20 protein-coding genes are annotated in these 26,621 nt (G+C 45.1%); 10 read left to right on the forward strand and 10 right to left on the reverse strand.

Annotation, left to right across the window (positions count from 1 at the left end; all coding sequences use genetic code 11):
• Position 1 precedes the first annotated feature (1 nt).
• Positions 2 to 2,560: an ATP-dependent helicase HrpB gene (hrpB, locus tag ABXT60_RS09100; RefSeq protein WP_443629830.1), complete on the forward strand. Its 2,559-nt coding sequence runs from the start codon at positions 2 to 4 to the stop codon at positions 2,558 to 2,560.
• Between the two features lie 21 nt (positions 2,561 to 2,581).
• Here the strand turns inward: hrpB and ABXT60_RS09105 are convergent, their stop codons facing one another.
• A complete protein-coding gene (locus ABXT60_RS09105) occupies positions 2,582 to 3,556 on the reverse strand; it encodes an NAD(P)-dependent oxidoreductase (protein WP_443629831.1) in 975 nt (324 codons plus the stop codon).
• Between the two features lie 31 nt (positions 3,557 to 3,587).
• A complete protein-coding gene (locus ABXT60_RS09110) occupies positions 3,588 to 5,015 on the reverse strand; it encodes an aldehyde dehydrogenase family protein (protein WP_443629832.1) in 1,428 nt (475 codons plus the stop codon).
• A gap of 156 nt (positions 5,016 to 5,171) precedes the next feature.
• Here ABXT60_RS09110 and ABXT60_RS09115 point away from each other — a divergent pair, with 156 nt between their 5' ends.
• From ABXT60_RS09115 to ABXT60_RS09145, 7 genes are all read left to right on the forward strand, one after another.
• On the forward strand, positions 5,172 to 5,951 hold the full coding sequence (locus ABXT60_RS09115) for an SDR family oxidoreductase (RefSeq protein ID WP_443629833.1): 780 nt from the start codon (positions 5,172 to 5,174) through the stop codon (positions 5,949 to 5,951).
• 652 nt (positions 5,952 to 6,603) lie between these two features.
• Positions 6,604 to 7,674 carry an ABC transporter ATP-binding protein gene (locus tag ABXT60_RS09120; RefSeq protein WP_443629834.1) on the forward strand — a complete coding sequence of 357 codons (1,071 nt, stop codon included), beginning with the start codon at positions 6,604 to 6,606 and terminating at the stop codon, positions 7,672 to 7,674.
• A gap of 112 nt (positions 7,675 to 7,786) precedes the next feature.
• Complete coding sequence (locus ABXT60_RS09125; RefSeq protein ID WP_443629835.1) at positions 7,787 to 8,887, forward strand: extracellular solute-binding protein; 1,101 nt, start codon at positions 7,787 to 7,789, stop codon at positions 8,885 to 8,887.
• 139 nt (positions 8,888 to 9,026) lie between these two features.
• Entirely contained in the window at positions 9,027 to 10,301 is a 1,275-nt protein-coding gene (locus tag ABXT60_RS09130) for an ABC transporter permease (protein WP_443629836.1), read from the forward strand.
• Positions 10,302 to 10,305: 4 nt separating this feature from the next.
• Positions 10,306 to 11,520, forward strand: a complete 1,215-nt coding sequence (locus tag ABXT60_RS09135; protein WP_443629837.1) for an ABC transporter permease — start codon at positions 10,306 to 10,308, stop codon at positions 11,518 to 11,520.
• 349 nt (positions 11,521 to 11,869) lie between these two features.
• Complete coding sequence (locus ABXT60_RS09140) at positions 11,870 to 12,604, forward strand: type 1 glutamine amidotransferase (protein WP_443629838.1); 735 nt, start codon at positions 11,870 to 11,872, stop codon at positions 12,602 to 12,604.
• A gap of 138 nt (positions 12,605 to 12,742) precedes the next feature.
• The gene (locus tag ABXT60_RS09145) at positions 12,743 to 13,975 is read left to right on the forward strand and encodes an MFS transporter (RefSeq protein WP_443629839.1); all 1,233 of its coding nucleotides are present in this window, start codon (positions 12,743 to 12,745) and stop codon (positions 13,973 to 13,975) included.
• Between the two features lie 107 nt (positions 13,976 to 14,082).
• Here the strand turns inward: ABXT60_RS09145 and ABXT60_RS09150 are convergent, their stop codons facing one another.
• Positions 14,083 to 14,877, reverse strand: a complete 795-nt coding sequence (locus tag ABXT60_RS09150; protein WP_443629840.1) for a DUF4198 domain-containing protein — start codon at positions 14,875 to 14,877, stop codon at positions 14,083 to 14,085.
• Here ABXT60_RS09150 and ABXT60_RS09155 point away from each other — a divergent pair.
• On the forward strand, positions 14,846 to 16,030 hold the full coding sequence (locus ABXT60_RS09155) for a HupE/UreJ family protein (RefSeq protein ID WP_443629841.1): 1,185 nt from the start codon (positions 14,846 to 14,848) through the stop codon (positions 16,028 to 16,030). The two genes, ABXT60_RS09150 and ABXT60_RS09155, sit on opposite strands and share 32 nt — an antisense overlap.
• 173 nt (positions 16,031 to 16,203) lie before the next feature.
• Here the strand turns inward: ABXT60_RS09155 and ABXT60_RS09160 are convergent, their stop codons facing one another.
• From ABXT60_RS09160 to ABXT60_RS09190, 7 genes are all read right to left on the reverse strand, one after another.
• Positions 16,204 to 16,623, reverse strand: a complete 420-nt coding sequence (locus ABXT60_RS09160) for an MAPEG family protein (RefSeq protein ID WP_443629842.1) — start codon at positions 16,621 to 16,623, stop codon at positions 16,204 to 16,206.
• A gap of 155 nt (positions 16,624 to 16,778) precedes the next feature.
• A complete protein-coding gene (locus ABXT60_RS09165; RefSeq protein ID WP_443629843.1) occupies positions 16,779 to 18,404 on the reverse strand; it encodes an NAD(P)/FAD-dependent oxidoreductase in 1,626 nt (541 codons plus the stop codon).
• 190 nt (positions 18,405 to 18,594) lie between these two features.
• Positions 18,595 to 19,044, reverse strand: coding sequence for a GNAT family N-acetyltransferase (locus ABXT60_RS09170; RefSeq protein ID WP_443629844.1), 450 nt, complete (start codon positions 19,042 to 19,044; stop codon positions 18,595 to 18,597).
• 283 nt (positions 19,045 to 19,327) lie between these two features.
• Entirely contained in the window at positions 19,328 to 19,939 is a 612-nt protein-coding gene (locus ABXT60_RS09175; protein ID WP_443629845.1) for a sarcosine oxidase subunit gamma, read from the reverse strand.
• A complete protein-coding gene (locus ABXT60_RS09180) occupies positions 19,932 to 22,931 on the reverse strand; it encodes a sarcosine oxidase subunit alpha family protein (protein WP_443629846.1) in 3,000 nt (999 codons plus the stop codon). The genes ABXT60_RS09175 and ABXT60_RS09180 overlap by 8 nt, the downstream gene beginning before the upstream one ends.
• Entirely contained in the window at positions 22,928 to 23,257 is a 330-nt protein-coding gene (locus tag ABXT60_RS09185; RefSeq protein ID WP_443629847.1) for a sarcosine oxidase subunit delta, read from the reverse strand. The genes ABXT60_RS09180 and ABXT60_RS09185 overlap by 4 nt, the downstream gene beginning before the upstream one ends.
• A 25-nt stretch (positions 23,258 to 23,282) precedes the next feature.
• Positions 23,283 to 24,533 (reverse strand): sarcosine oxidase subunit beta family protein, encoded by a 1,251-nt coding sequence (locus tag ABXT60_RS09190; protein WP_443629848.1) that lies wholly within the window; start codon positions 24,531 to 24,533, stop codon positions 23,283 to 23,285.
• 235 nt (positions 24,534 to 24,768) lie between these two features.
• Between ABXT60_RS09190 and ABXT60_RS09195 the strand changes: the two genes are divergently transcribed.
• Positions 24,769 to 26,547: a bifunctional molybdopterin-guanine dinucleotide biosynthesis adaptor protein MobB/molybdopterin molybdotransferase MoeA gene (locus tag ABXT60_RS09195; RefSeq protein ID WP_443629849.1), complete on the forward strand. Its 1,779-nt coding sequence runs from the start codon at positions 24,769 to 24,771 to the stop codon at positions 26,545 to 26,547.
• Positions 26,548 to 26,621: the final 74 nt, after the last annotated feature.

Here is a 26,621-nt window from a genome sequence, read left to right on the forward strand (position 1 = left end):
TATGGCCCTAGCACCTACCTCACTACCCATTGATGAGGTGCTTCCCACCCTGTGCCAGAAACTAGAAAAACACCATCAAGTGGTGCTTATTGCGCCGCCAGGCGCTGGCAAAACCACCCGCGTACCTTTGGTAATACTCCAAGCCCCTTGGTTGGGCCGGCAAAAGATACTGCTCATTGAACCCCGCCGCATTGCCACCCTTGCCACCGCACATTTTTTATCCAAAAGCCTGCAACAACCCTGCGGTCAAACCGTAGGTTATCGTATGCGGTTGGACACCAAGATAAGTTCACATACCCGTATTGAGGTGATCACCCACGGGGTTTTATTGCGCATGCTGCAACAAGACCCAAGCCTTGAGGGCATAGGTGCTGTTATCTTTGATGAGTTTCACGAACGCAGCTTAGATGGTGATTTAAGTTTAGCCATGTGTCTTCAGGGCCGTGAATTACTGCGAAATGAAGACCCTCTCAAGCTTATCATCATGTCTGCCACTATGGACGCTAAAAGCGTAAGCCAATTACTTGATAACGCACCTATCGTAGTTAGCCAAGGACGCCAATTCCCAGTTACCACACACCAGGTGTGCCCTGCTCCAAGCCAAGGTCAAATCTATAACGCGCTCTATGACACGGTAGCCCAGGCGTTGGCCAACCACCAAGGCAGTTTGCTAATTTTTTTACCTGGCCGTGGGGAAATACATCGAGCTCAAGACCAACTGGCTAGCCTGTGTACATCTCAAATCGAGCTCTTTGCTCTCTATGGGGAGCTCCCTATGGAACAGCAGCAACTGGCCATTAGCCCAGCAGCTAAGGGCAAACGAAAGATTGTTTTAGCTACTAATATTGCCGAAACCAGTCTCACAATCGAAGGTATAGAGTGTGTAATTGATCTGGGCCTATCGCGCCAAATGGCCTATGACACACGCACAGGCCTAAGCCGTCTAAGGACCGTAAAGGTGTCCCGTGCTCAAGCCACACAGCGTGCCGGCCGTGCTGGTCGATTAAGTGCAGGCACCTGCTATCGCTTGTGGAGTGACACAGAGCAACAAGGCTTAGCCCCTCACGCGTCCGTAGAAATAAAACAAACTGATTTAACTAATTTATGCTTACAGTTATATGCCTTCGGATGTGCTGATCCCGATGAAATGAGGTGGATGGACCCACCTCCACAAGGCCCATGGCAAAAGGCTGAGCAGCTTCTGACAGAGCTTGGGGGGCTAATGTCTTCAGCCCAGGGCCTAGTGATCACGCCCCACGGACAAAGGATGAGCCAGTTACCTTTATCCCCGCGCCTAGGCCACTTATTAATCACTGCACAACGCTATAACGCACTGCTATTGGGCTGCCAATTGGTGGCACTGCTCAGTGAAAAAGACCCTTTAGCAACACGCTCAGGAAATGATTATGACTTAATGCTTCGTGTTAATTGGCTAAACAGTAATAAGCCTATTCAACCAAATCTTATGGGCATACGACAGCGAGTCACTAAGCAAGCCACACGATTATTTAGCCAAATGCCACAGGACTTCGCACCACCAATTGCTCACACCTACAACCAAAGCGAAGTAGCCGCTATTTTGGTTGCTCATGCTTGGCCAGAACGCATTGCTCAGCAAACATCAGACACAAAACAATACAAACTAGCCAATGGCAAACGGGTGACATGCCAGCAGTCAAATGGTGGTTCACCATGGCTAGCGGTTGCCAGTACCATCGGTTTTGAACATAAAACAGGTGATAATGCTCAACGCCTTTGTTTGGCTGTAGCGTTACCATATCATTTATTTTCAGGGCCTTTAAAGCACCTCACACAAGAACAAACCAACATCTTCTGGCATGAGCAATATGACCGTCTTATTGCCGAACAGCATACCCAAGTAGGGCAACTACAAATTAATACTCAGCGCATCACTAAAATAGACCCTCAGGTTAGGATTGATGCAACTTGTCGCTATATAGCACAGTTAAAATTATCGCCATTGAACTGGGATAAAGACACCCTTAACTTACAAGCTAAGGTACAGTTATTGCACCAAAGCTACCCCAGTAGCAAAGGAACACTTAACCCTTGGCCTAACGTATCACCTCAAAGGTTAACTGAAACCTTATCAGATTGGCTTGGACCATTTTTAGACACAGCCACTCATGTTCAAGACCTTAAGCGCTTAAATTTAAAACAAATTTTGTCTAATCTTTTGCCTTGGCCTTTACCCAATCAGCTAGAACAGCTTGCGCCTGCTCGTTTCACCGTGCCGTCAGGAAATGCACACACGATTGATTACAGCCAGAACCCACCGGTCTTGGCTGTTAAATTACAAGAGTTGTTTGGCATGCAGGAGCCACCCAGCGTGGGCTACGGCACTGCATTGCAAGTGCACCTACTGTCACCTCGTGGGCAGGTGTTACAAGTGACTCAAGACTTAGCTAATTTTTGGGCTACCGGTTATACCGAAGTTAAAAAAGAAATGAAGGGGCGTTATCCAAGACACCCTTGGCCAGATGATCCCACTCAGGCTTTGGCAACAGCTAAAACTAACCGTGCCTTGCGTAAACCTTGAGTTCAGTGCTGCTAGACTGGGCTAGTCGTCTTGTCGGCCTGACACCATTAGCTCATGGCCAGCTTCTTCTGGTTCATCATCCATGATATCGGCTGGAAAACCATGGCCTACCACTTTAACGCCCATGGGTTCTTCGTAACGTCGAATAATGTTGGGAGACTTTTCTCGCGGTCCAAACTCATCTTGTGCTTGGCTAAAAATATCAACTAATAACGGCGCCAAGTCTAACTTCATGCCTGCTCTTTCGGTGAGCGTGTTAAACAGGCCAACATCTTTAAGCACCAGGTCCACAGTAAAGTTAATTTCTCGTGAACCATTAAGAATCACCTGTGATTCTGTTTCATGTACAAAAGAGGTGCCAGAAGAAGCCTTGATAGCCTCATAGCTCACGTTCATGTCTAAGTCCATCACCTTGCAGGCTGTTAGCGCTTCACTTAATGCGACCAAATGCGCCGTAGCTAAGTAGTTAGTGACTACTTTTAACTTTGATGCCGTCCCTAACCCACCCGTGTGCAGTACTCGGCGGCCTAAGGTAGTAAGTACCGGCAAGGCGCGCTCAAATGCTGGCCGGGTACAGCCTGCAAAAATGGAAATATTACCCGTGTCTGCCCGATGACAACCACCCGATACTGGGCAGTCTACCGGCTCTGCCCCTGCAGCTTTTACCAGTGCACCAATACGGCGTATTTCGCTCTCGTCTGTGGTAGACATTTCCAGCCATATTTTACCTTCAGACAAACCTGCGATAACACCTTCTTCAGCGCTACTTCCTTCCATCACCGCCGAACAGGCCGCTGGTGAAGGCAAACAGGTGATAATAATGTCACTTTGCTGGGCAAGCTGTTTTGGCGAGGTAGCAGAGCTGGCTCCACGAGCAACAAAATCAGCGACAAAATCAGCATTCAAATCTCTAACCATTACCTCATAGCCATTACGCAATAAGCTGCCCGCTAACTTGCTACCTACATTACCTAGACCTACAAAACCTATTTTCATTTTTTTAACCTACATGTTTAAGAGTGACTATTTAACGGTAGCCAGCAATAGCCTTTATTTCCTGAAATTCGTGTAATCCAAAACTCGCATATTCACGCCCATTGCCAGATTGTTTATAACCACCAAAAGGCATGCAATATTCCAAATCAGCCATATTAATGTGTACTGTGCCAGCTCTCAATTGCCTGGCCACACGTCGGGCTTTACCCATGTCTTGGGTAGACACATACGCTCCTAAACCGTAAGGACTATCGTTAGCAATTCTGATTGCTTCTGCCTCATCCTTAAAAGGAATCAATACGAGTACGGGGCCAAAAACTTCTTCTTGGGCGATAGCCATAGCGTTATTCACATCGCCAAAAAGCGTGGGTTTTACGTAATAACCTTGCTCAAAACCCTGGGGTTTGCCTACGCCACCAGATAGCAAAGTAGCACCCTCATCTACACCAGTTTGAATTAAGTGTTGCACTTTATGCCAGTGGGGTTGGGATATTACTGGGCCCAAATGATCACCGTGTTGCTGTGGATCACCTAGAGTGATGGATGCGAATGCGTCTACTGCAAGCTCTGCCACTTGGCCATATACGCTGGCCTCTACCAACATGCGTGTTGGCGCATCACAACTTTGACCACTGTTAAGCATGCACGCTTCCACACCTAGCTCTACTTGAGTACTTAGGTTGGCGTCAGCAAAGATAATATTGGCAGACTTACCACCCAGTTCTTGGCTCATGCGCTTCACTGTTGTGGCTGCAGACTTCGCAATTTCGACACCCGCTCTGGTAGATCCAGTAAACGACACCATGTTGACTAATGGGTGACTGGTCATATAGTTACCTATGTCAGCACCAGTGCCATGGATCATATTAAACACGCCATTAGGGATACCAGCTTCATGGACGCACTGGGTAAATAGTTGTGCCGACATCGGTGTTAATTCACTTGGTTTAAGCACCATAGTGCAACCTGCTAACAAGGCTGGAATGACTTTGCAGACAATTTGGTTAATGGGCCAGTTCCAAGGTGTAATAAGCACACAAACACCAATTGGCTCTTTGAGCAACTGACCATGCTCGCCAATAGGCTCATCGATTAAAGCAGTTTTAGCAGCTTGTAAATGAGCTTCTGTATGGCCTACACCAGTTTCAGTTTGTATGTCGAAAGACATAGACGCTGGAGCGCCCATTTCTTCAGTAATGGCCCTAGCCATATCCCCATAGTGCTTTTGGTAGGCAGCCAAAAATGCCTCTACCTTAAGTATTCGCTGCGGCAACGGGGTCTGGCTCCAAGCGTCAAAGGCATTGGCTGCAGCATTTACTGCAGCCTCTACATCGTCAGTTTTAGCAAGATAAACCTCGGCAAACACTGCCTCTGTAGCAGGGTTGATGACCGGCAACAGTTGTTTACTCGTTAGCGGTTTGCACCAGTGGCCATTAATGTAGAAAGCTAGCTTATTCATAGAAAGGCTCGTTATTGGACAAGTGATGGGGCAGTGTATCGGCACATACTTGCTCATTTCTTATCAAAAACAGACAGATATACTTCGGATATATACAAGCTCACAGTTTTAAACTCGTTCACTATCACACCCATTAGCCACATTGGAGAGACTTGTATGCAAGGTATTAAAGATAAGAAGGTGTTGATTACTGCTGGTGCTACAGGTATCGGCAAAGCCACTGCCATTGCAATGATGAAAGCAGGTGCTCAAGTGCACGTGTGTGATATTGATGACCAAGCACTGGCTAGCTTTAAGCAAGACTACCCTCTCTTATTAACTAGCGTAACCAACGTTACCAAGCCAGATGAGGTTGCTGAAATGTTTGTGCAATTACAACAAAACTTTTCAGGAAAACTAGATTTTTTGGTTAATAATGCCGGTGTTTCAGGACCTGCAGGCCCTATTGAAACCCTCGACATTGAACAATGGAAAGCGACCTTCGATGTTAATCTACATGCTACCTTTTATGTCTCAAAGCACGCTATACCGCTAATTAAGCAACATGGCGGTGCAATTATGAATTTATCGTCCACCGCGGGACTATTTGGCTACCCTTTGCGCAGCCCCTATGCCAGTGCTAAGTGGGCTATTGTGGGGTTAAGCAAAACCATGGCTATGGAGCTAGGCCCATTTAACATCCGGGTTAATTGCATTTGCCCCGGCTCAGTAAACGGGGAGCGCATGGACCGTGTCATCAGTAGCATTGCCCAAGCGACCGGTGAGAGTTTAGAAAAGGTACGTGAAGATAATGTGAAGAATACTTCCATGACAACCTTTGTAGACGCCGATGATATCGCCAATATGATTGTATTTAGCTTCTGTGATTTAGGCGCAAAAATTTCTGGGCAAAGTCTCACAGTGGATGGTGATACTCACAGCCTAGCAACCTATTAAAGTGACTATCAACGATGAAGTAAGGTTAACTAACCTTTGCTTCGCTGCAAAAAGGTCTAAAAAGGCTTTTAAAGCAATTTAATTAGTCCGATCAAGATACCTATTTCACTTATAGTTTGGTGGCGTTGAGATACCTCGAGCAATGCCGTGCTGTGTAACTCACTAGCTATTAAGAAAATCGGCTAGTTAAAGTGAGCTAAAGAATTTGGTTTAGACACACCAAATTACATACTACCCACTAACGACAGGTTTATAAAAAAATATATGCGCATGAGAGAAAGTTAACTGTTTAGTTAAGTTAATGTAAATAACTTAATATTTAACTGTTCTAAAAGGAAGCATAGACTACTCCAAAAGCAATAATAAATCGCTTCTTAAGTTATAAATAACTAACCAAAATTGTTAACAAATACTGCTGAAAAGCTATGCATGTTAACGAAGAATTAATTAAACAAATATGCCAATTTAACAGGCGTGTTTTACTTACATGGGTTGTTTCTGACACCTTAATGCAACTACCTTTGGTCGTTTGCTTTTGGGTTAGAAATAAAGCATCATGTTTTGTAGGCAATCGTGGCGGTTAAATTCAACGGCGAAATAAAAATAAGGTGTTAGATTTTTGAAAAGCAAGACGAGTGAAAACGATGCTTTCGTGACATTTGATCGCGTACAGAAAAGTTATGATGGGTTATCGCTGGTAGTGAAAGACCTTAACCTGTCGATGCCAAGAGGCGAATTTTTAACTATGTTAGGCCCCTCAGGGTCCGGGAAAACGACCTGCTTGATGATGCTGGCAGGTTTTGAGACTGCGACCCACGGCGACATTATGCTGGACGGAACTTCGATCAATAATATCCCACCGCATAAACGCGGAATCGGCATGGTGTTTCAGAATTATGCGTTGTTCCCTCACATGACGGTGGCTGAAAATCTTGCGTTTCCACTTGAGGTGCGCAAGATTGGTAAGTCGGAGCGCGAGGCCAAAGTAAAACGGGCACTAGAAATGGTGCAAATGGGTGATTTTGGAGGCCGCCGGCCAGCCCAGTTGTCTGGTGGTCAACAACAACGTGTCGCACTTGCACGTGCCCTAGTATTTGAGGCCGAGCTTGTGTTGATGGACGAGCCATTAGGTGCACTGGACAAGCAGTTGCGCGAACACATGCAGTTTGAAATTAAGCGGATCGCCGAAAATCTTGGGATTACGGTGGTTTACGTGACCCATGACCAGACTGAGGCGCTGACTATGTCAGACCGAGTTGCGGTATTTAATGATGGGCGAATTCAACAATTGGCTCCACCTGCGGAATTATATGAATCACCCCAAAATAGTTTTGTGGCACAGTTCATTGGTGAGAACAACACCTTAGACGGCTTGGTAAAAGAAATTTCTAACGGCATGGCGTTGGTGCAATTAGATGATGGAAAAATGATCAATTGCAACCCTGTCAATGTCACCAAAGCTGGCGAGCGGACACGGGTGTCGATCCGGCCTGAACGGGTAGAGTTTAGTAAAGACCGTATGGAGCCTGGTGCGCATACACTTACCGCGGAAGTGCTCGAATTCATCTATATGGGCGACATGTTCCGTACTCGCTTGCGAGTCGCTGGTAATGACAATTTTATCGTAAAAACCCGCAACGCGCCAAATCAGGTTCAGCTAGAACCTGGCGCCCACGTTGAAATCGGTTGGTTGCCTTCAGATTGCCGAGCTCTAGACGCTTGAGGCTTCAATAGTTAAAGGCGCCCCCATGGGGACACAGTTTACAAATGGATCTTTTGTTCTGCCCGTAACGCGGATCCTATCCTTAAAAAAACGGGCTACTTGGGAGAATGTAATGAAATTTACAAAAACTGTTCTTGTGACGGTAGCACTATCGCTATCCACAGGATTAGCATCTGCAGGTGCGCACGAAGAAATGACTATTGTGTCATGGGGCGGCGCTTATTCTAAATCACAACTTAAAGCTTACCATGAGCCATATACGGCGATGACTGGTGTCACTATCATCAATGATGAGAGTGCCGGTACAGCTGTAGCAAAATTGCGTGCTATGAAAGAAGCAGGTAATTTAACTTGGGATGTTGTCGACGTTGAAGCTGGTCCAGCGATGCAGCTTTGCGACGAAGGTCTTGCAATGGAAATTGATCATGATACGATGTTGGCTGCTGCGCCAGACGGAACTCCTGCATCAGAAGACTTTGGTTCTTTCATCGTATCACCGTGCTTTATTCCTCAGATTGTATACTCGTATACTGTGGGTTACCGCAACGACATGGTTGGCAGCACGCCTCCAACAAGCATCTGTGCGATCTTTGATACAGAAACTTATCCTGGCAAGCGCTCATTGAAGAAAGGCGCGCTTTCCAACATGGAATGGGCTCTTTTGTGTGATGGCGTTGCCAAAGCAGATATCTATCCAATGCTTGAAACAGCAGAGGGTCAAGACCAAGCTCTTGCGAAATTGGATACTATCAAAGACGACGTGATCTGGTGGTCTGCAGGTGCTGATACGCCACAATTGCTCGCCGATGGCGAAGTCGTTATGGGCTCAACGTTCAATGGTCGTTTGTTTGCCTTGATCGAAGAGCAAAAGCAACCTGTTTCAATGCTTTGGGACGGTCAGATTTATGACCTTGACGGCTGGATTATTCCAACTGGTCTAAGCCCTGAGCGTCAAGCACGAGCTTTGGACTATGTGAAATTTGCTACGGATACGCAGCGTCTTGCTGACCAATCTAAGTGGATTAGTTATGGTCCAACCCGCGCGTCATCAGCTCCTTTGGTTGATAAGCATGCGGAATTAGGCATCGCCATGGCACCACATATGCCTACTGACCCTGCTAACTCGAATAATACGTTCCTAATGAACTATGCTTTCTGGGCAGATTACAAGGACGATGTTGAGTCTAAATTCCAAGCTTGGCTTGCGAAGTAAGACACTTTAAACTGTTAAAGGGCCTTGAGTGGCCCTTTTTTTTAAACAACATAATTGAAAATTCAAAAGGGCCTTGGTTGGCCCTTTTTTTTAAAATAAGCTGGTCTCTTTGAGACGCTTAGCTGGCTATGGGAACGAAATGAGTTATACTAACGAAGAAGGCGCTATGCTGACCGTAGATGGACAACCCCTAAAGCGCAGTTTGGCCACCGCATTAAGACGGCAAAAAATCCGTGCACTGCTCCTGATATCTCCACTTCTTATCTTTGTTCTAATTACGTTTCTTTTCCCGATAGGATCTATGCTCTTCCGCTCGGTTGAAAACCACATTGTAGCCGAAATATTGCCAGATACTGTGGTCGCCCTAGCGACTTGGGATGGCAAGTCCGGCGAATTACCAGATGAATCCATCTATGCAGCTTTTGCTGGTGATATTCAACGCGCAGCAATAACCAAAAGTCACACTAGGGTTGGCCTGCGATTAAATTATGAAAAATCTGGGAGTGCTTCACTCTTCAAGAAAACTGCACGACAGGCGAAGAAATGGGATCTTGAGACTGACGCGCCGTTCAAAGAAAAACTAATAGCAGCGCACAAAGGCTGGGGTGAGGTCGAAATATGGCAAACTCTTAAAACCCACAGTTCCCGATATACCGCTGGTTATTTTCTTAATGCCGTCGATATGCGTAAGACACAGGACGGCCCAGAATTTCAACCTGAAAATAGGCAAATTTTAATTAAGCTGTTCCAACGTACGCTAATTATGTCTCTGTTGATAACACTAGCCTGTATTACGTTGGGGTATCCTGTGGCGTGGTTGCTTGCAAACCTACCCAGGCGTCAATCCAACTTGTTGATGATCCTCGTCCTTTTGCCATTCTGGACCTCTTTACTGGTAAGAACGTCGGCGTGGAAGGTTATGCTACAGCAGCAAGGGGTTATCAATGACATTTTAGTTGCACTTGGAATGGTCGAAGAGACCGGTCGTTTGATAATGATCAATAATCAATTTGGTACGATCGTTGCTATGACGCATATTTTACTGCCGTTTATGATTTTGCCAATGTATTCAGTAATGCAGACCATTCAGCCAACCTACCTGCAAGCGGCAAAATCTCTTGGAGCAACCAATTGGACTGCGTTTTGGCGAGTTTATTTTCCACAATCGGTGCCCGGCATTGGGGCTGGATCTATTTTAGTTTTCATACTCTCTATAGGCTATTACATCACGCCAGAGATCGTTGGTGGTAACAAAGGAGTCTTTATTTCTAATCGAATCGCCTACCATATCTTTCAATCAATGAACTGGGGATTGGCTGCAGCACTTGGAACAATTTTACTTGCAATAGTGTTAATTCTCTATTGGGCTTATGATAAAGTTGTTGGCATAGATAACGTAAAGTTGGGGGGCTAAGGTCATGAATACATTATTTCAAGTGTCACGCCGGCCGTTATCTTTCGTGTTGCCAGTAATGGGGCTGATGGGAGCCTTTATTGGTTTATTTATAGGGCCCGCATTCGGTTCTGCTCTGATTGGGATTATATTTGGTTCGTTAGTAGCGGTAATCCTCGCTTATGGAATTTCTGCAACCGAATATCTCAGACCAAAGGTTGTGCGTTTACTTTTACCCGTCTTTTTGGCTGCCTTAGGTTTTTTGTTATTAGGGCTATTTGGTAGCTTTTGTGGTGCACTTATTGGGTGGTTTTTTGGGTGGTTTTTCTATTGGATCTATGAGGGTGGTTACCGCATCAAATTACACGCTTACCTGACTTCTAATCAGGTCCTGTGGCACTATAGCTTTAGGGTGATCTGTGGCCTGATCTTTATATTCTTGATCACACCCATTCTCGTTGTCATGCCCTTGTCTTTCAATGCGCAAAATTTCTTTACGTTTACCCCTGAAATGTTGCGGTTTGACCCTGCAGGCTATTCTCTCAAGCACTATAAAGATTTTTTCAGTAACGATGAGTGGCAACGTTCATTCTGGAACTCATTGATCATTGCACCCATTGCGACGATTATTTCTGTCTCTTTAGGTACGCTCGCAGCCATTGGGCTCAGTCAAAGCCATGTGCCAGCGAAGCGAGCAATTATGGCAATCTTAATCTCGCCTATGATAGTGCCGCTGATTATCTCGGCGACTGGCATGTTTTTCTTTTACTCTACTATGGGTAATTTCATGGAGAACACCTTAGGCCTGGATAAGAATTTTGTTGGCTACGTCAAAGTTGTGTTGGCACATGCCGTTTTGGGAATCCCGTTTGTTATTATTACTGTAACGGCAACACTGGTAGGTTTTGACACTTCGCTGACCCGTGCAGCTGCCAATATGGGTGCAAACCCAATAACAACTTTTTTCCGCGTCCAAATGCCACTGATCTTTCCGGGGGTTGTTTCTGGCGGCCTCTTTGCATTTATTACGTCCTTTGACGAAGTTGTCGTTGTAATGTTTATTGGCTCTGCTAGTCAGAAGACACTTCCGTGGCAAATGTTTATAGGCCTGCGTGAACAGATCAGCCCAACTATTCTGGCAGTGGCGACGATCCTTGTGTGTATTTCAGTTGCGTTACTGATGACGCTTGAAATGCTGCGCCGGCGCTCAGAACGGTTGCGTGGGATAACCCCAGGCTAACCAGCCAATCTCTGGTGATGCACCTGTCTCAGCCTGTTATTTCTGAGATGTTCTGGCGATACTTGGTGGCCCTGTTTAAGGGCCACATCTTTTGCGAAATCACGCCACTTTAATGAAGCAAATTAGTCGAACTTTTTGATGAAGCTGGTAACTATAGTGCAGCAGCGCGTTATTTTGAGGAGTTTCTAATAATTGTGCTACTATTTTAGGAATACTTAACCTTATAGAGTACTGTTTTTCAAGCAACCTCACTGCTGCCCTAGAATAGTAATGACGGGTTACTGAAAACGCTGTAGGGCCTCCTCAGCTACTACGGGCTTTTTCTGCCCTTTTTTTAGGATAAACCAACATGAGCCAACCGCTACATATTGGCCTTTTGCTCTGCCATACGTTTGCACCCATACTGAAACAAACGGGTGGCTTAAACTACTCAGCTATTTTTCAAAAAGAATTTTTAGCGGTAGATAGTGGCGTTGTTTTAACTAACTTTAACGCCTATAAGGGCGAGCTACCCAACTCGGTGGATCAGTGCGATGTTTGGTTAATTAATGGCAGCCCTTCAAGCGTTTATGACGACATAGAGTGGATTCACCAACTTAGTCATTTTATTGAACAACTTCATGCTGCTAAAAAACCTACAGTGGGCATTTGTTTTGGCCATCAGCTTATGGCACAAGTTCTAGGGGGCTCGGTAGAGCGCAGCAAAAAGGGCTGGGGAATAGGCATCTCTCGCAATACACTAGTGGCTAAGGCAGACTGCATGCGCCCTATGGCCGAAACCATTGATGTAATGGTATTCCATCAAGGTCAAGTAGTAAGAGTGCCAGAAGGTTCTAAAGTGCTTGCCGGCAATGCTTTTTGTCCAAACCACATCATACAATACAACGACCATATGTTGAGCATTCAAGGCCACCCAGAATTTAATAGCCAAATGGTTAAGGGCCTGCTTGGTGCAGAGAGTTTTGATAATCGCCCTGCCATTCGCGCACAAGGCATAGCCAACAGTGTTGGCAAGCCTAATGCCAAGCTGCTGTTTCAATGGATTGTTAATTTCTACCGTCAGGCCACAACAATAGAACCATGATATAGGCTGAGCGTTAATCCACTTTGAGACTCTTTGACGGGTATTATAGGATCGTGTTTAACTAAGGACGGTTAGCCGAGGGTCTAAAGCCTAGAATTATTGCCTTTATTCCATTGTTTCAAGTAAGAATATAGCAACATGAATGATACGAGTGAAAATAAGTCGTTGCATAGGGCCATTATTGTTGTAGCACTGGGTTTTCTAGCTTTGGCCTTGGTCTTTTCAGCCCGCGCTGCTTTAGGCCTGGCTATGCCCATTTGGGAAAACGACCTGGATTGGAGCCGGGGATATGTTTCTAATGTTGCTGCTGTTGCCTTATTAATCATGGCAGTTGCATCACCCATTTCAGGGTTTATTTTGGATCGTAAAGGCCTTCGGTTTACTTTATTACTTGGGCTTATCGCGGTCTTCATATCCTGCATTGTTATCAGTATGGCCCAAAGTGCGTGGGTATTGTTAATTGGTTTTGGCATTATTGGTGGCGTTGGATTTGGTATTGTAGCAACCCATATGGTTGCTTCTGCAGTGGCCAGAGTCTACCCTGAAAACGTTGGGTTTGCATCGGGTATCGCCACGTCTGGTTCTTCAGCTGGCCAGTTTTTAATTGTGCCTCTGATCGCATTGATTTTCGCATCATTTAGTTGGCGATGGGGTTTTGCAGGAATTGCAGTAGGTATCGCTTGCCTGATTCCTCTTGTTTGGTGGGTACCCAGTGATAAACCTGACAAGCAAGTCAGTAAAGCATCAACAATAAATGATGTTACAGATTTAAAATTTTCTCTTAAAAAATTATTCTCTACTCCAGTTTTTCATCTGCTATTTTGGAGTTATCTCATATGTGGTTACACAACCACTGGCGTCATTGAAACTCATTTGATGCCGTTTGCCTCTTTCTGTGGTTTTGAACCCATACCCAGTGCTGCTGCTTATGGCCTCCTGTCTGCGGTTAACCTAGTTGGTATGATCAGTATTGGCTGGTTAACTGATAAAATGAACCGGCCTCTATTGCTTGGCTGTATTTATATTATTCGTGGTTTTACTTTTTGGATACTGCTTAATGTAGGTACTAGCTACGAAACACTGTTATTGTTTGCAGTTATTTTTGGTGTGGTGGATTACTCGACAGTACCAGTAACTGCAAGCTTGGTGGCAAGTCATATTGGCCTTAAAGTGATGGGCTTAACCATGGGTTTACTATCAGCCGGACACTCCATTGGTGCAGCAATAGCAGCTTCATTAGGGGGCTACTTTTTTGATAGGGACGCCACTTACGACCTTATTTGGATAAGTTCAATCGCCTTAGCCACCATTGCGGGGGTTCTGGCATTTCTCATTAAAGACAACCCCAGCCAGAAGCTCAGAGTTCAATAGGCTGCACTGGCGTTATACGTCGTTAGAAACTGTTTTTTATTATCACTAGTTTAAAAAGTAAAGCCCAGCCATTATTCTTTAAAAGCCACTCACGTTTTTCCTTTATATTATCGGATTTCAAACGTTAAGCTTCCCCAATAACTTTCCCAATCGATGCCTTGTTGCTCAGACCGTATCATTTCAACTGTGTGAAGTAACCAAACACCCTTTTGGCTGAGAGGGACAGTGGCATAACCTTGGGCATCAGTGCGAATGCTGAACTGAAAATTAGGTTTATTTTTTATTTTCGCATGGAGCAATAAATTTGCAGCAGGCTTTTGTTTAAAGGTCAGTTGAACGTCTAACTCATCGGCCTCAGCGAGTTCATAAGGATTTTGTAACGGATTTATATTAAGTGGGTAATTAAAATCATAGTTATAAAAATTAACGTCAGTTTTATCACCTACTTTGACTAATGCCTTAACGTTACGATAATAAATTTCTAATCCGTTTTTATTACTCTCATTCAGTTCATTACGGCGGTTTATAATTTTTTCTAAGCCTTCTTTTTTCAAGTAACTAGCAAATTTTTCTGGTTCTAAGTCAACTGTTTTTTTTGTACTTTCATAACCGATAGCATAAATGCCAGGTGTTTGAATGTTTATGTACCCCGCCGGATCACGCCCTAACTCGCCGCCAACAGGCTTTAATCCTTCTCCTGTAATCACGTCAAAGTGGCGATACCAAGCAGGAATGTTAGGCAGTAATTGGCCATCCATTTGTTGGCCAACATTAAGCGTAATTTCTGTTGTGCTACCAATTTTTTGATAGAATGGTATAGCCTCTAACCAAAACTCGTGCGCACGAATGGTCGTGCTAATGGACAGAACAATGCTAAAAAATAAAAAGCCTAATAGTTTCATGGTTTTTTTTCGATCAGTGTTATTAATGTTAAGCCTATTGCCGTTGATGCAAAGTGCTGAAGCGCATCAATTGCGCCCAGCTATAGTGAACTTAGAGTTTACCCAAAATGGTTTGGTAAAGGTACACATTCAAACAAACTTAGAAAGTCTTATTGCAGGCATTGGCTCAAACCATGACGATACTGATGATTCGCCCCAAGCAGAGCGTTACAACCAGTTAAGAGCGCTGTCTTCAAAGCAGCTAAGTAGTGAATTTGAATTGGTTGCTGAGGCTACTATATCTCAGTTTAATTTGGCGTTCGATTCGATTAAAAGTGATTTATCATTCGTTAAACTTGGCATTCCTGAAATCGGAAATTTGAATAACTCACGCTTATCTGACCTTTATTTATTGGCATTAATCCCCCCTGCTAAACAGCAAACGGATCAGTCCGTTAATCAGTATGTTACTTGGCAGTACCCACAACATTTTGGCAACAATATCGCACACTTTTTCTATGATAAAACGCCACTGGAGAAAACCTCCCATTGGTTAACTAAAGGTGCAACGAGCCCTAAATTTGAATTAAACACAGCTTATGTCGCCAAACCGTTTTCTCAAGTGGCTGTTGAATATACCATTTTAGGTTTTGAGCACATCGTACCAAAGGGTACAGATCATATCCTATTTGTGTTGGGGCTATTTTTACTCAGTGTGCGACTTCGCCCTTTATTGTTGCAAATCACGGCATTTACACTGGCTCACAGCATCACCTTAGGCTTAACTATTTATGGCGCTATCAGCCTTTCACCCAGTGTCATTGAGCCACTTATTGCCTTGTCTATTGTCGCTGTTGGTGTTGAGAACATATTTGTTAAAGAGCTTAAAACGAGGCGTGTGGTGATTGTCTTTTTGTTTGGCTTATTGCATGGCATGGGCTTTGCTGGGGTCTTATCAGGTCTTGGACTGCCTGAGTCAGACTTTTTAACAGCCTTAATATTTTTTAACCTTGGTGTTGAAGCGGGACAATTAGCAGTGATTGCGACTGCCTTTTTGTTAGTCTTTTGGTTACTCAAAAACCCACAGCGTTATCGCCAATGGGTGGTTATCCCAACCTCAATTTTAATATCACTGATCGGTATTCTGTGGACCTATGAACGCGTCTTTTTGTAATACCTAATGCACTGGGGCAGGAAAAGACCAGCCTATAAACATACAAAAGCGGGCCTTGTCCCAGCTATGGCACTCAGCAATACTGTTAATGATTAAAGGGCATTACCTCAACCAACAAGGTATTTACCAAAAATTTTGAGAGCCATACTGCTTGATCACCATCACACTATTACTTAAGCAGCTAAGTGTAGGCCGAGCATAACGAATAATACCAAGTTGGCCGCCGAGCCTACTAAGTAAAAGTAACTGCGAGGGCTAGGGTTCTTTTCTGTAGTCATCACATAATACAATGCCATGTGCAGAATTCGAGCAATAGCATAAATCCATACTAATATACCCAGCCAATAGGCATCCATACCTACCAGCATGCCCAGTAGCGCTGGGCCAAACATCATCGATAAATTTTCATTAGAGTTTAAAAATGTGCGGTTGCTGCGAAATACAAATGATTCATGACTCAATTTATCATCAACTATGCCAGGCACATAATGCTTTTGCTTGCGATGAGCAATTGAAGCTACCTGATATTGAATAAGCACAGTGAGTAATATGAGCCAAAGGCCCCAGATGGCGAATGAATAGGTTGCTAGCATTGTTTACTCTTACGTTATTTATAGGTTACTAAGGAGACATAACCCAAGTTAAAAATTTGAGCCTGCACCTTAACGCTAATTTAGATCGATATGTCGCACGGCACCCATGAGTCACTCATTAACCATTCATGGGCCACCTATAGAGCCTCTTCAAATTAGGGCTGATTCATACTCAAGGCCATAGCTTCAGCTATCTTAATACCATCAATAGCTGCAGACATAATGCCTCCTGCATACCCTGCGCCCTCTCCTGCAGGGTATAAGCCCAGGGTATTAATGCTCTGCATGTCTTTACCACGCTTAATACAAATAGGCGCTGAGGTGCGTGTTTCAACCCCTGTAAGCAAGGCATCTTCCAAAGCAAAGCCTTTTACTTTACGATTAAACACCGGAATAGCTTCACGAATAGCCGCAATACAAAAATCAGGTAACGCATCCGCTAAATCTGTCAGTTTTATACCAGGTTTGTATGAAGGCTCAACATTGCCTAACTTTTGCGATGACCTACCTTTAAGGAAATCTCCCACTCGTTGAGCTGGAGCATCATAGTTTTCACCACCAAGTTGGTATGCTTTGCGCTCTAGTTTACGCTGTAGTTCGATACCCGCTAAAGCATCACCTGGGTAATCAGAAGGATCGATACCCACCACAATAGCACTATTGGCATTGCGTTCTGCACGTGAATACTGACTCATACCATTGGTCACTACTTGATGAGGCTCAGAAGCTGCAGCTACCACTGTGCCACCTGGGCACATGCAAAAGCTATAGACTGAGCGGCCATTATCACAGTGATGCACTAGCTTGTAGTCTGCAGCACCTAAAATCTCATTACCGGCGTTCTTACCAAAGCGAGCCTCATCTATAGCTGATTGAGGGTGCTCAATACGAAAGCCTATAGAAAAGGGTTTGGCTTCTATGTACACATTCTTGTCAAATAACATCTTGAAGGTGTCTCTTGCGCTATGGCCTATGGCTAATGCCACATGATTAGAGTGAATCACTTCGCCAGAAGCTAAAGTTACCCCATTAATTTGACCATCTTCAATATGCACATCATCTACCCGCACATCAAACCGAACTTCTCCACCTAGCGCAACAATTTGAGCACGCATTTTTTCCACCATAGACACCAGTCTAAAGGTACCAATATGAGGTTTGCTAACAAATAATATTTCTTCTGGCGCACCAGCAGCTACAAATTCAGCTAATACTTTGCGACTATAGTGATTCGGGTCTTTTACCTGGGTGTATAACTTACCGTCAGAAAATGTGCCTGCACCCCCTTCACCAAATTGCACATTAGATTCTGTGTTAAGAACCTTTTTACGCCAAAATCCAAAGGTATCTTTGGTGCGTTGGCGCACTGCCGCACCGCGCTCCAAAATGATAGGTTTATATCCCATTTGGGCTAACACTAGGCCTGCCAGCAAACCACAAGGGCCAAAACCAATTACTAGGGGCCGTTTTTGTGGATTAAGTTGAGTAGGCGTTTGAGGGTCAGCAAGGGCATGGGCCACAAATTTATAGCTCATGTCTGGGCTGGCTTTAATTAGCTGGTCGCCAGCAAAGCTAACAAGCAACCTGTCGTCTTGATTGGTGTTCACATCGAGGGTGTAAATAAGCATGATGTTGCTTTTTTTACGGGCATCATAACCTCGGCGGTGAACTACATAGTCCAACATATCATCAGCTTGGATGGACAAACGCGTCAAGATGGCTTGGTTCAACGCCAGAGCATTATGATCAAGTGGTAATTGTAGGTTACTGATGCGAATCATCTAAGGTTTCCAATACATGAAGTTACTTGGCTATCGTTAAGGCTAGCACTAGGACGTTATTTTACCTACTTATAGCCTACCTGTCTCTCTAGCAGCACAGTGAATTGCCCCTTGCTCACAACCACTGGCATTGGCCAGTGTGCTGGATCTAGGCAACCTACTTGCCAATGCATTTAATCGTGTTGCACCGTTACTCTACTGGCATTTGGTAAGTCACCCATTGAGTTTTATCTGATAACTTATCGTAAACACTACGTCCTCTGTAATTGTTTTCTGCTGTGATCCAACGAATAAATGGCCAGCCTTTATCAGCAGCATCACTATTGAGTGCTTGGTACAATGCATCCACAACACCTTTGCCACGGTATTCAGGTTTTATAAAAAGGTCATCTAGAAAGCCAACTAATTTTCCTCTAAGTGGCGATGGCATTGCCCTGTAGTGCATTAAACCCAAACAGCAACCTGTATCATCCTTGGCTACAAGTGCATAAAATGCATTATCTTGGTCAAAAATCCATAACCAAACCGTATCAAGTATGTCTTGATCCATAGGTACTTTATAGAATTCAGCATACGCGTAATAAAGCGCTTCCCACTCTGGCCTGTCTTGCAAACATAATTCTGATACAACTATTTTCATAGATACCTCTTTCGTATAATACCCAACTTAAGGGGCACTTTAGTTGGGTACAATTTTAAGGGGGCTATACACTTCTAAAACCCACACGGTTAGATAGTAACGTAACTCTATATTCATTAGTTATAATATCTCAATGGCCTCGCTATTTTAGATTATATTGTGCCAAGACCTTTTTACCTTCACATACTTTTTGTGAGAATTTTATGTTTGCATAATGTGGCAGAACAAAAAACAAAAAACAAAAAAAGGCCAGCATAAGCTGGCCTTGGCATGTAATTAAACCCTAGGCTACTCGTAAGCCATACTCTTCACTGGCATCTTGTAGCCAAAGAAAAAAGTAATCAGAAAAACTACGACGGATTACAAGATCCATAGAGCCATTTTCTAGCTTGCACATGGTAGTGCCAGTTTTGGCAAACGTAGTTTGTACAACCTTACCTGCTGGAAAGTTTGATGCGTGGCAATCGTACACAGTAGATTTTTGTAACAATTGCGCTAAACCAGAGCCAGATAAATTAACCAAGGTTTGCCCACTGCTTACATCAGTGATTGCAATGTGCTGATCACCCATTGCTAGGCGCAGGTCTACTTCAACTTGTCCTTGTGTGCCACTGGCAACAATTAATAGCCATTCGTTAGGGCACAGCCAATAAACCACACTATCGCCGTTACGCGCACTAGTGTTAGCTTTTAAGGGCAATGCAACGCCCAAAACAGACTCGACCGCAGAAGTAAATGCGTTGTCCTCAGGATTCCCACGCAGGTTTAGGTGACCGCGAAACTTGTCCTCTGCCATCACTATACCGCCAGCAGTTGCATTAGTGTGGTCTGCGTGGTGGTGCAATGGTGATTCCATCATATCCCCTACTGAAACATTGGTTGATAAACTAGTCATTGTGATGATCTCCTTTTGGATCATAGAACACGGGGCTACAGATCTCAGCGGCTAAAACTCGGCCATCTGCTTGTGGACAATATACTGTTTCGCCCATGCGTTCTGATCCACCTTTAACCGTGCCCATGGCGATACCATGGCCTAAACATTCACTCCAGTAACTAGACGTAACGTGGCCCATCATATCCATAGGAATAGGTTGATTCGGATCCATTACAATTTGTGAACCTTCTGGGATCACAACTGTGGGGTCTTTAGGCTTTAAACCTACTAGTTGCTTGCGATCTGCACGTGCGGTGTCTGGACGACTGAAAGAGCGTTCACCCAAGAAGCTAAATTCTTTAGTTTTGCCTACAGCCCAGCCCATTAAGCAATCATAAGGCGTCATAGAGCCATCAGTGTCTTGGCCTGCAATGATAAAGCCTTTCTCTGCACGCAATACATGCATAGATTCGGTGCCATATGGCGTGATGCCAAACTCTTCACCCGCTTCCATGAGCTTCTTCCACATATAATGGCCTTGATCAGCAGGCACATTGACCTCAAAGGACAACTCTCCAGTAAAGGAAATACGGAAGATGCGTGACTGTATACCAGCCACAGTACCTTCGCGGTAATCCATAAACTTCATTGCCTCAGCACAAAGATCTACATCTGTGCATAGCTTTTCCAGCACTTTACGAGAGTTAGGACCAGCAAACGAGCATGTGGCCCATTGGTCTGTTACCGACGTAAAGTAAACTTCTAGCTCTGGCCATTCTGTTTGGTGCCACAATTCTAGCCAGCCCAATACCGCGGCTGCACCGCCAGATGTAGTGGTCATTAAGAAGTGTTGATCGTTCAGACATGCAGTCACACCATCGTCAAAAATCATGCCGTCTTCTTTAAGCATTAAGCCATAACGACACTTACCTGGTGCTAACTTAGACCATGCATTAGTGTATACACGATTTAGAAATTCACGGGCATCTTTACCTTGGATGTCGATCTTGCCTAATGTGGACGCGTCTAATATGCCAACACTGTTTCGCACTGCCAAACATTCCCGGTTAAGTGTTTGCTGCATAGTTTCCCCAGCTTGAGGGAAGTACCAAGGGCGCTTCCACTGGCCAACGTTTTCAAACGCTGCGCCATTGGCCAAGTGCCATGGATGCATCGCTGTATGGCGCGCTGGGTCTAACAGCACACCAATATCACGCCCACCAAGAGCACCAAAAGTAACTGGTGTATAGGCAGGACGGAATATGGTGGTGCCGGTTTCAGCTATAGATTTATTTAACGTTTTTGCCACAATAGCCATACCGTTAACATTACCTGTTTTACCCTGATCAGTACCAAAACCCATGGCCGTATAACGCTTTACATGCTCAATAGATTGGAAACCTTCACGGGCAGCAAGCTCAATGCCTGCAGCAGTAACGTCGTTTTGGAAGTCAACAAACTGCTTTGGTGCACGGCTACTGGGCTTAGTATGTGGCACTAAATAAAGTGCTTGTGCCGCACCTTCTGACTCGTCTCCACAGTTAAATACTTGGGCAGACTCTGTGCCAGCAGCCGCAGCACCCGCTTTAATTCCTGCATTTAAAGCTTCTGATAAGCGGTACTCTCCAGTAATGGCACCTGCTAGATGTTGATTTTGAATAGTCGGACCAGGTACAAACCCAGCAACATCGTCTTGCCACACTGGCCGGCTACCCGTGTGACAACTTAAGTGAACCACTGGGCTCCAACCACCAGCCACTGCAATTAGATCGCAGCTTAGGGTCTTACCTGTGCCAGTAAGCTTGTCTCCAGTCTCATCTAATGGCGCAACAATAGCGCCAGTAACACGCTGGCTACCTTGAGCTTCTATCACTCCATGCCCTGTCATTACTTCAATGCCAGCAGCTTTGGCGGCTTGAACTAAGCGACCATCTGGTGCGTGTCTAGAATCCACCACAGCCACAACCGTGCGGCCTGCAGCTTGGATATCTAGAGCTGTTTGATAGCCTGTATCGTTGGTAGTCATCACAATGCAACGATGACCAGGCACTACCGCATAACGATTAATATAAGTAGACACAGAATTAGCTAACATGATGCCGGGTAGATCATTGTTGCCAAACACTAATGGGCGCTCAATAGCACCTGTCGCTAAAATCACTTGATGAGCACGAATACGATGCAAGCGCTGGCGCGAGCCTGAAACAGAAACGGGGCTAATATGATCTGTCCGGCGTTCTAAGGCACATACAAAATTGTGGTCATAGTAACCAAAAGCTGTGGTGCGTGGCATTACTGTAACGTTGGCCATCCCTACTAGCTCATTTGTGGCCTGTTCCGCCCAAGCCGCTGCATCCACACCATCAACCGTTTGGTTACTGGCTAAAAGAGTACCACCAAATTCGTTTTGCTCATCCACAATGATCACACGCTTGCCACTGCGGCCTGCTTCTAATGCTGCCGCTAAGCCTGCAGGGCCTGCACCCACCACCATTACGTCGCAATGAACGTTAAGTTTATCGTAGGTATCTGGATCTGGCTCAAGAGACAACTTACCAAAGCCTGCAGCTTTACGGATAAACTTTTCATAAGTCATCCACATTTTTTGTGGTGCCATAAAGGTTTTATAGTAAAAACCGGGGGGCATAAGCTTGCCACCAATTTTGCCAACCCATTCCATTAGATCAAACTCGACGCTAGGCCAACCATTGGTGCTACCCGACACTAAGCCATCAAACAACTCAACTTGAGTGGCCCGAGGGTTAGGCACAGCTGCATTACCCTGGTGCAGCTGCATCAGTGCATTAGGCTCTTCTGCACCGTGTCCTAAAATGCCACGTGCACGGCTGTATTTAAAACTACGGCCAACAATGCCCACACCGTTTGCCAATAGCGCTGAGGCTAAGGTGTCTCCATGAAAACCTTGGAAGGTTTTGCCGTTGAAGGAAAAGCTCATTGGCTTAGACCTGTCAATACGGCCACCTGCTGCTAAGCGATTAACTTGGCTCATGAGGCATCTCCTTGCTGGGCTGCTAGGGTATCTGCGGCTATGGTTTTTGCAGTAACCGTTGGCAGCTTGCCCATTTTATAAGTCTCATGTATTTCATAGCTTTGAGTATTGCGAGTTACGTTAAAATAACGACGGCAACCAGCTGCGTGGTACCACATTTCGTGATGAATACCACGGGGGTTAGAACGGAAGAATAGATAGTCTCCCCAAGCTTCATCAGTGATGGCCGCTGGATCTTTTGGACGTTCGATATGTGCTTCACCAGTGTAGGAATATTCTTCCTCTTCACGAGCTTCTTCACAATAAGGGCAGTAAATATGGTGCATGTGTAAGTTTCCTTATTACCAAGAATTAGTGAGCAACGCCGGCAGCGCCATGCTCGTCGATTAAATGACCCGTATTGAAACGATCCAAGCTAAAGGGTGCAGCAAAGGGATGCGCCTCATCATGAGCTAAAGTGTGGGCAAATACATGGCCAGAACCAGGCGTAGCTTTAAAGCCACCGGTGCCCCAACCGCAGTTGAAGTACAACCCGTTGATATTAGTTTTAGAAATAATAGGACACGCATCTGGACACGTATCCACCACACCACCCCACGCTCGGTTCATCCGAACACGACTAAACATAGGGAAGAGCTCACAAATAGCTGACAAGGTATGCTCTACAATGTGGAAACTACCGCGCTGGCCATAACCGTTGTAGGAATCTGTGCCTGCACCAATCACCAGGTCGCCTTTGTCGGATTGGCTCACGTAAGCGTGCACTGCGTTAGACATGACTACGGTATCAATAATAGGCTTCACTGGCTCGGAAACCAATGCTTGTAACGGACGTGATTCAATGGGTAAACGCAAGCCAACCATAGCGGCCATCACGCCTGAATTACCCGCTGTAACACACGCTACTTTTTTTGAACCAATAAAGCCTTGTGTTGTTTGTACACCCACCACAGCGCCATCTTCAGTAATAATGTCAGTCACTTCACATTGTTGAATCAGGTCAACACCAAAGCTGTCAGCACCACGTGCAAAACCCCAAGCCACAGCGTCATGCCGCGCAACACCGCCAGTAGCCTGCCAAGACGCGCCTAATACTGGGTAACGAATGTCTTGAGAATCGTTGATAACGGGCACAATTTCTTTTACTTCTGCAGTATTTAATACCACGCCATCAATACCATTTAAACGGTTGGCGTTAACGCGTCTTTCGATGTCGCGCATATCTTGCAGATTGTGGCCTAAGTTCAAAACGCCACGCTGGCTAAACATCACGTTGTAGTTTAGGTCTTGGCTTAAGTCTTTCCATAGGTCTAACGAGTGGTCATAAAGCTTAGACGCTTCGTCCCATAAATAGTTAGAGCGTACAATAGTGGTATTACGCGCAGTATTACCGCCCCCTAAATAGCCTTTCTCTAACACAGCAACATTGGTAATACCGTGCACCTTTGCTAGGTAATAGGCTGTTGCCAAACCATGGCCACCACCGCCAACAATGATCACATCATATTGTTTTTTAGGCTGTGGACTGCGCCATGCAGCCTGCCAGTTTTCGTGATGACTAAGGGAATGTTTAAAAAGGCTAAAGCCTGAATACTTTTTCATTGGTTTGTCCACTAGTGTTCGATGCAATGCTGTACAAGGATTATATTCGCTGGGATATTGTGCTGAATGCTGGCCCTCAGTTCTTATTCAATTGCGACCCAAAAAGAAGCCTACAGATAAGGCCTAAATCCACTGCTAAAAACTAATGCAGCAGATATAACCTAAGCCAAGGCACACAAGGCTGAAAATGCAGTACAATTAGGTTGAATTGAGTCGTAAATTAGGTAAACAAAGCATGCAATTTTTCGGCATTGTCGGATGGAAAAATAACGGCAAAACCACCCTGGTAGAGCGACTTATTAGTCAGCTTACATTAATGGGTTATAAAGTGTCCTCTGTTAAGCATGCCCACCATGATGTGGACATTGATGAGCCTGGGCGCGACAGTTATCGCCATCGCGCAGCGGGGGCTGTGGAAACTCTTTTAGCCACGGAAAAGCGTTGGGCGTTAATGCACGAATACCGTGACCAAGAGGTGCCTAAACTGGCCCAGTTATTAGACGTGTTTGAACCCTGCGACATAGTGATTGTGGAAGGGTATAAGAATGCCGATCACCCAAAGCTGGAGGTAGTACGCAACCTCAACAAACGTGGGTTTTTGGCTGATAAAATGCCTAATATCGTAGCCATAGCAACGGATAAAAAAAACCTAGACATCACCCTGCCACAACTGGACATTAACAACATTCAACAAGTGGCCGAATTTGTCTTACACCAAACAGGGCTTGTGGCTAAAGTGGATGAGCCAACAATAGCCAGTAACGATTGCTATAGCCCTGATCAACAACTATTGCCTGCCTCACTGGTTTGGCAGCGGATGCAACAGGCTGTTTCAACTCAAGTTTCATATGAAACTTTGGCCATTGATGAGTGCATCAACCGACGTTTAGCACAAGATGTCATCACCTCATACGACAGCCCAAGGTTCAATAACGCTGCCGTAGACGGTTACGCTTTTTATTATCAAGATCTAGCCGCCGCAAAAGGTTTAACCTTACCGTTAATGACAGCAGAGGCCAACGCTGGTGGCAGTGCAAAGATCTCACTAGAAAGTGGCCACTGTATTAGAGTATTAACAGGTGCACGAATGCCCTTAGGGGCCAACACTGTGGTCATGCAAGAAAATGTCTCCATTACCAAGCATTCAGTAACCTTACCAAGTGACTGTAAGCAAGGCGCTAACTGGCGCGCTCAAGGTGAAGACGTTAAGGCTGGCGACGTTATTATTCCTCAAGGCCAGCAAATACGTCCCCAAGATATTGGCCTCGCTGCAGCAACTGGCCACGCCCAACTTAAGGTTTACAACACCGTTAAAGTAGCGCTCTTTTCTACGGGCAACGAAGTCTTTGAACTAGGCGAAGAGCTACCAGAGGATGGTATTTATGATGTAAATCGCCACTTACTTAAAGCGTTACTCAAAAGCCTGCATTGTGAAGTGACTGATCTTGGAATTTTGGCCGATGACTATGACACCGTTCGCAATGCCTTAAGTGCAGCCAGTGAACACCACCAACTCATTATTACCTCCGGAGGCGCCTCCACTGGTACCCATGACCATGTGGCGTCTGTATTAGAGGACATTGGTGAGGTTCACGGTTGGCGCGTGGCCATTAAACCTGGTCGCCCCCTGGCTTTTGGTCGGATAGCCAGTGCCTTTTTCTTAGGCTTACCTGGCAACCCTGTAGCTGCTAATGTGTGTACACTCATGTTTGGCCAACCGCTCATCAGAGCCATCGGCGGTGGTGGCTGGAAACGGCCTAAATCGTATTTTCAAAAATTAGGTTTTGATGTCAAAAAAAAGGCTGGCCGCAGGGAGTGGCTGCGAGTTTATCAAGCCGTACAAAGTAATGGTGAGATATTACTTAAACGCAGCGCTTCACACGGCTCGGGAATCCTTACCTCTATGACTCGTGCAGATGGCCTAGTGGAAATCGATGAAGCCACGAGCAGCCTACCTGCAGGTAGTTTGGTAGACTTTATACCCTTTGCTAGCTTTGGTATTGGCGATGCTTAACTATTGATTAATGACTGCGGATAAGCAGCTCAATCACTATTCACAATCACGTGGCAAACTTCTTGTGACACTTG

Source organism: Candidatus Njordibacter sp. Uisw_056 (assembly GCF_047730085.1).
Lineage (GTDB): Bacteria > Pseudomonadota > Gammaproteobacteria > Pseudomonadales > Balneatricaceae > Njordibacter.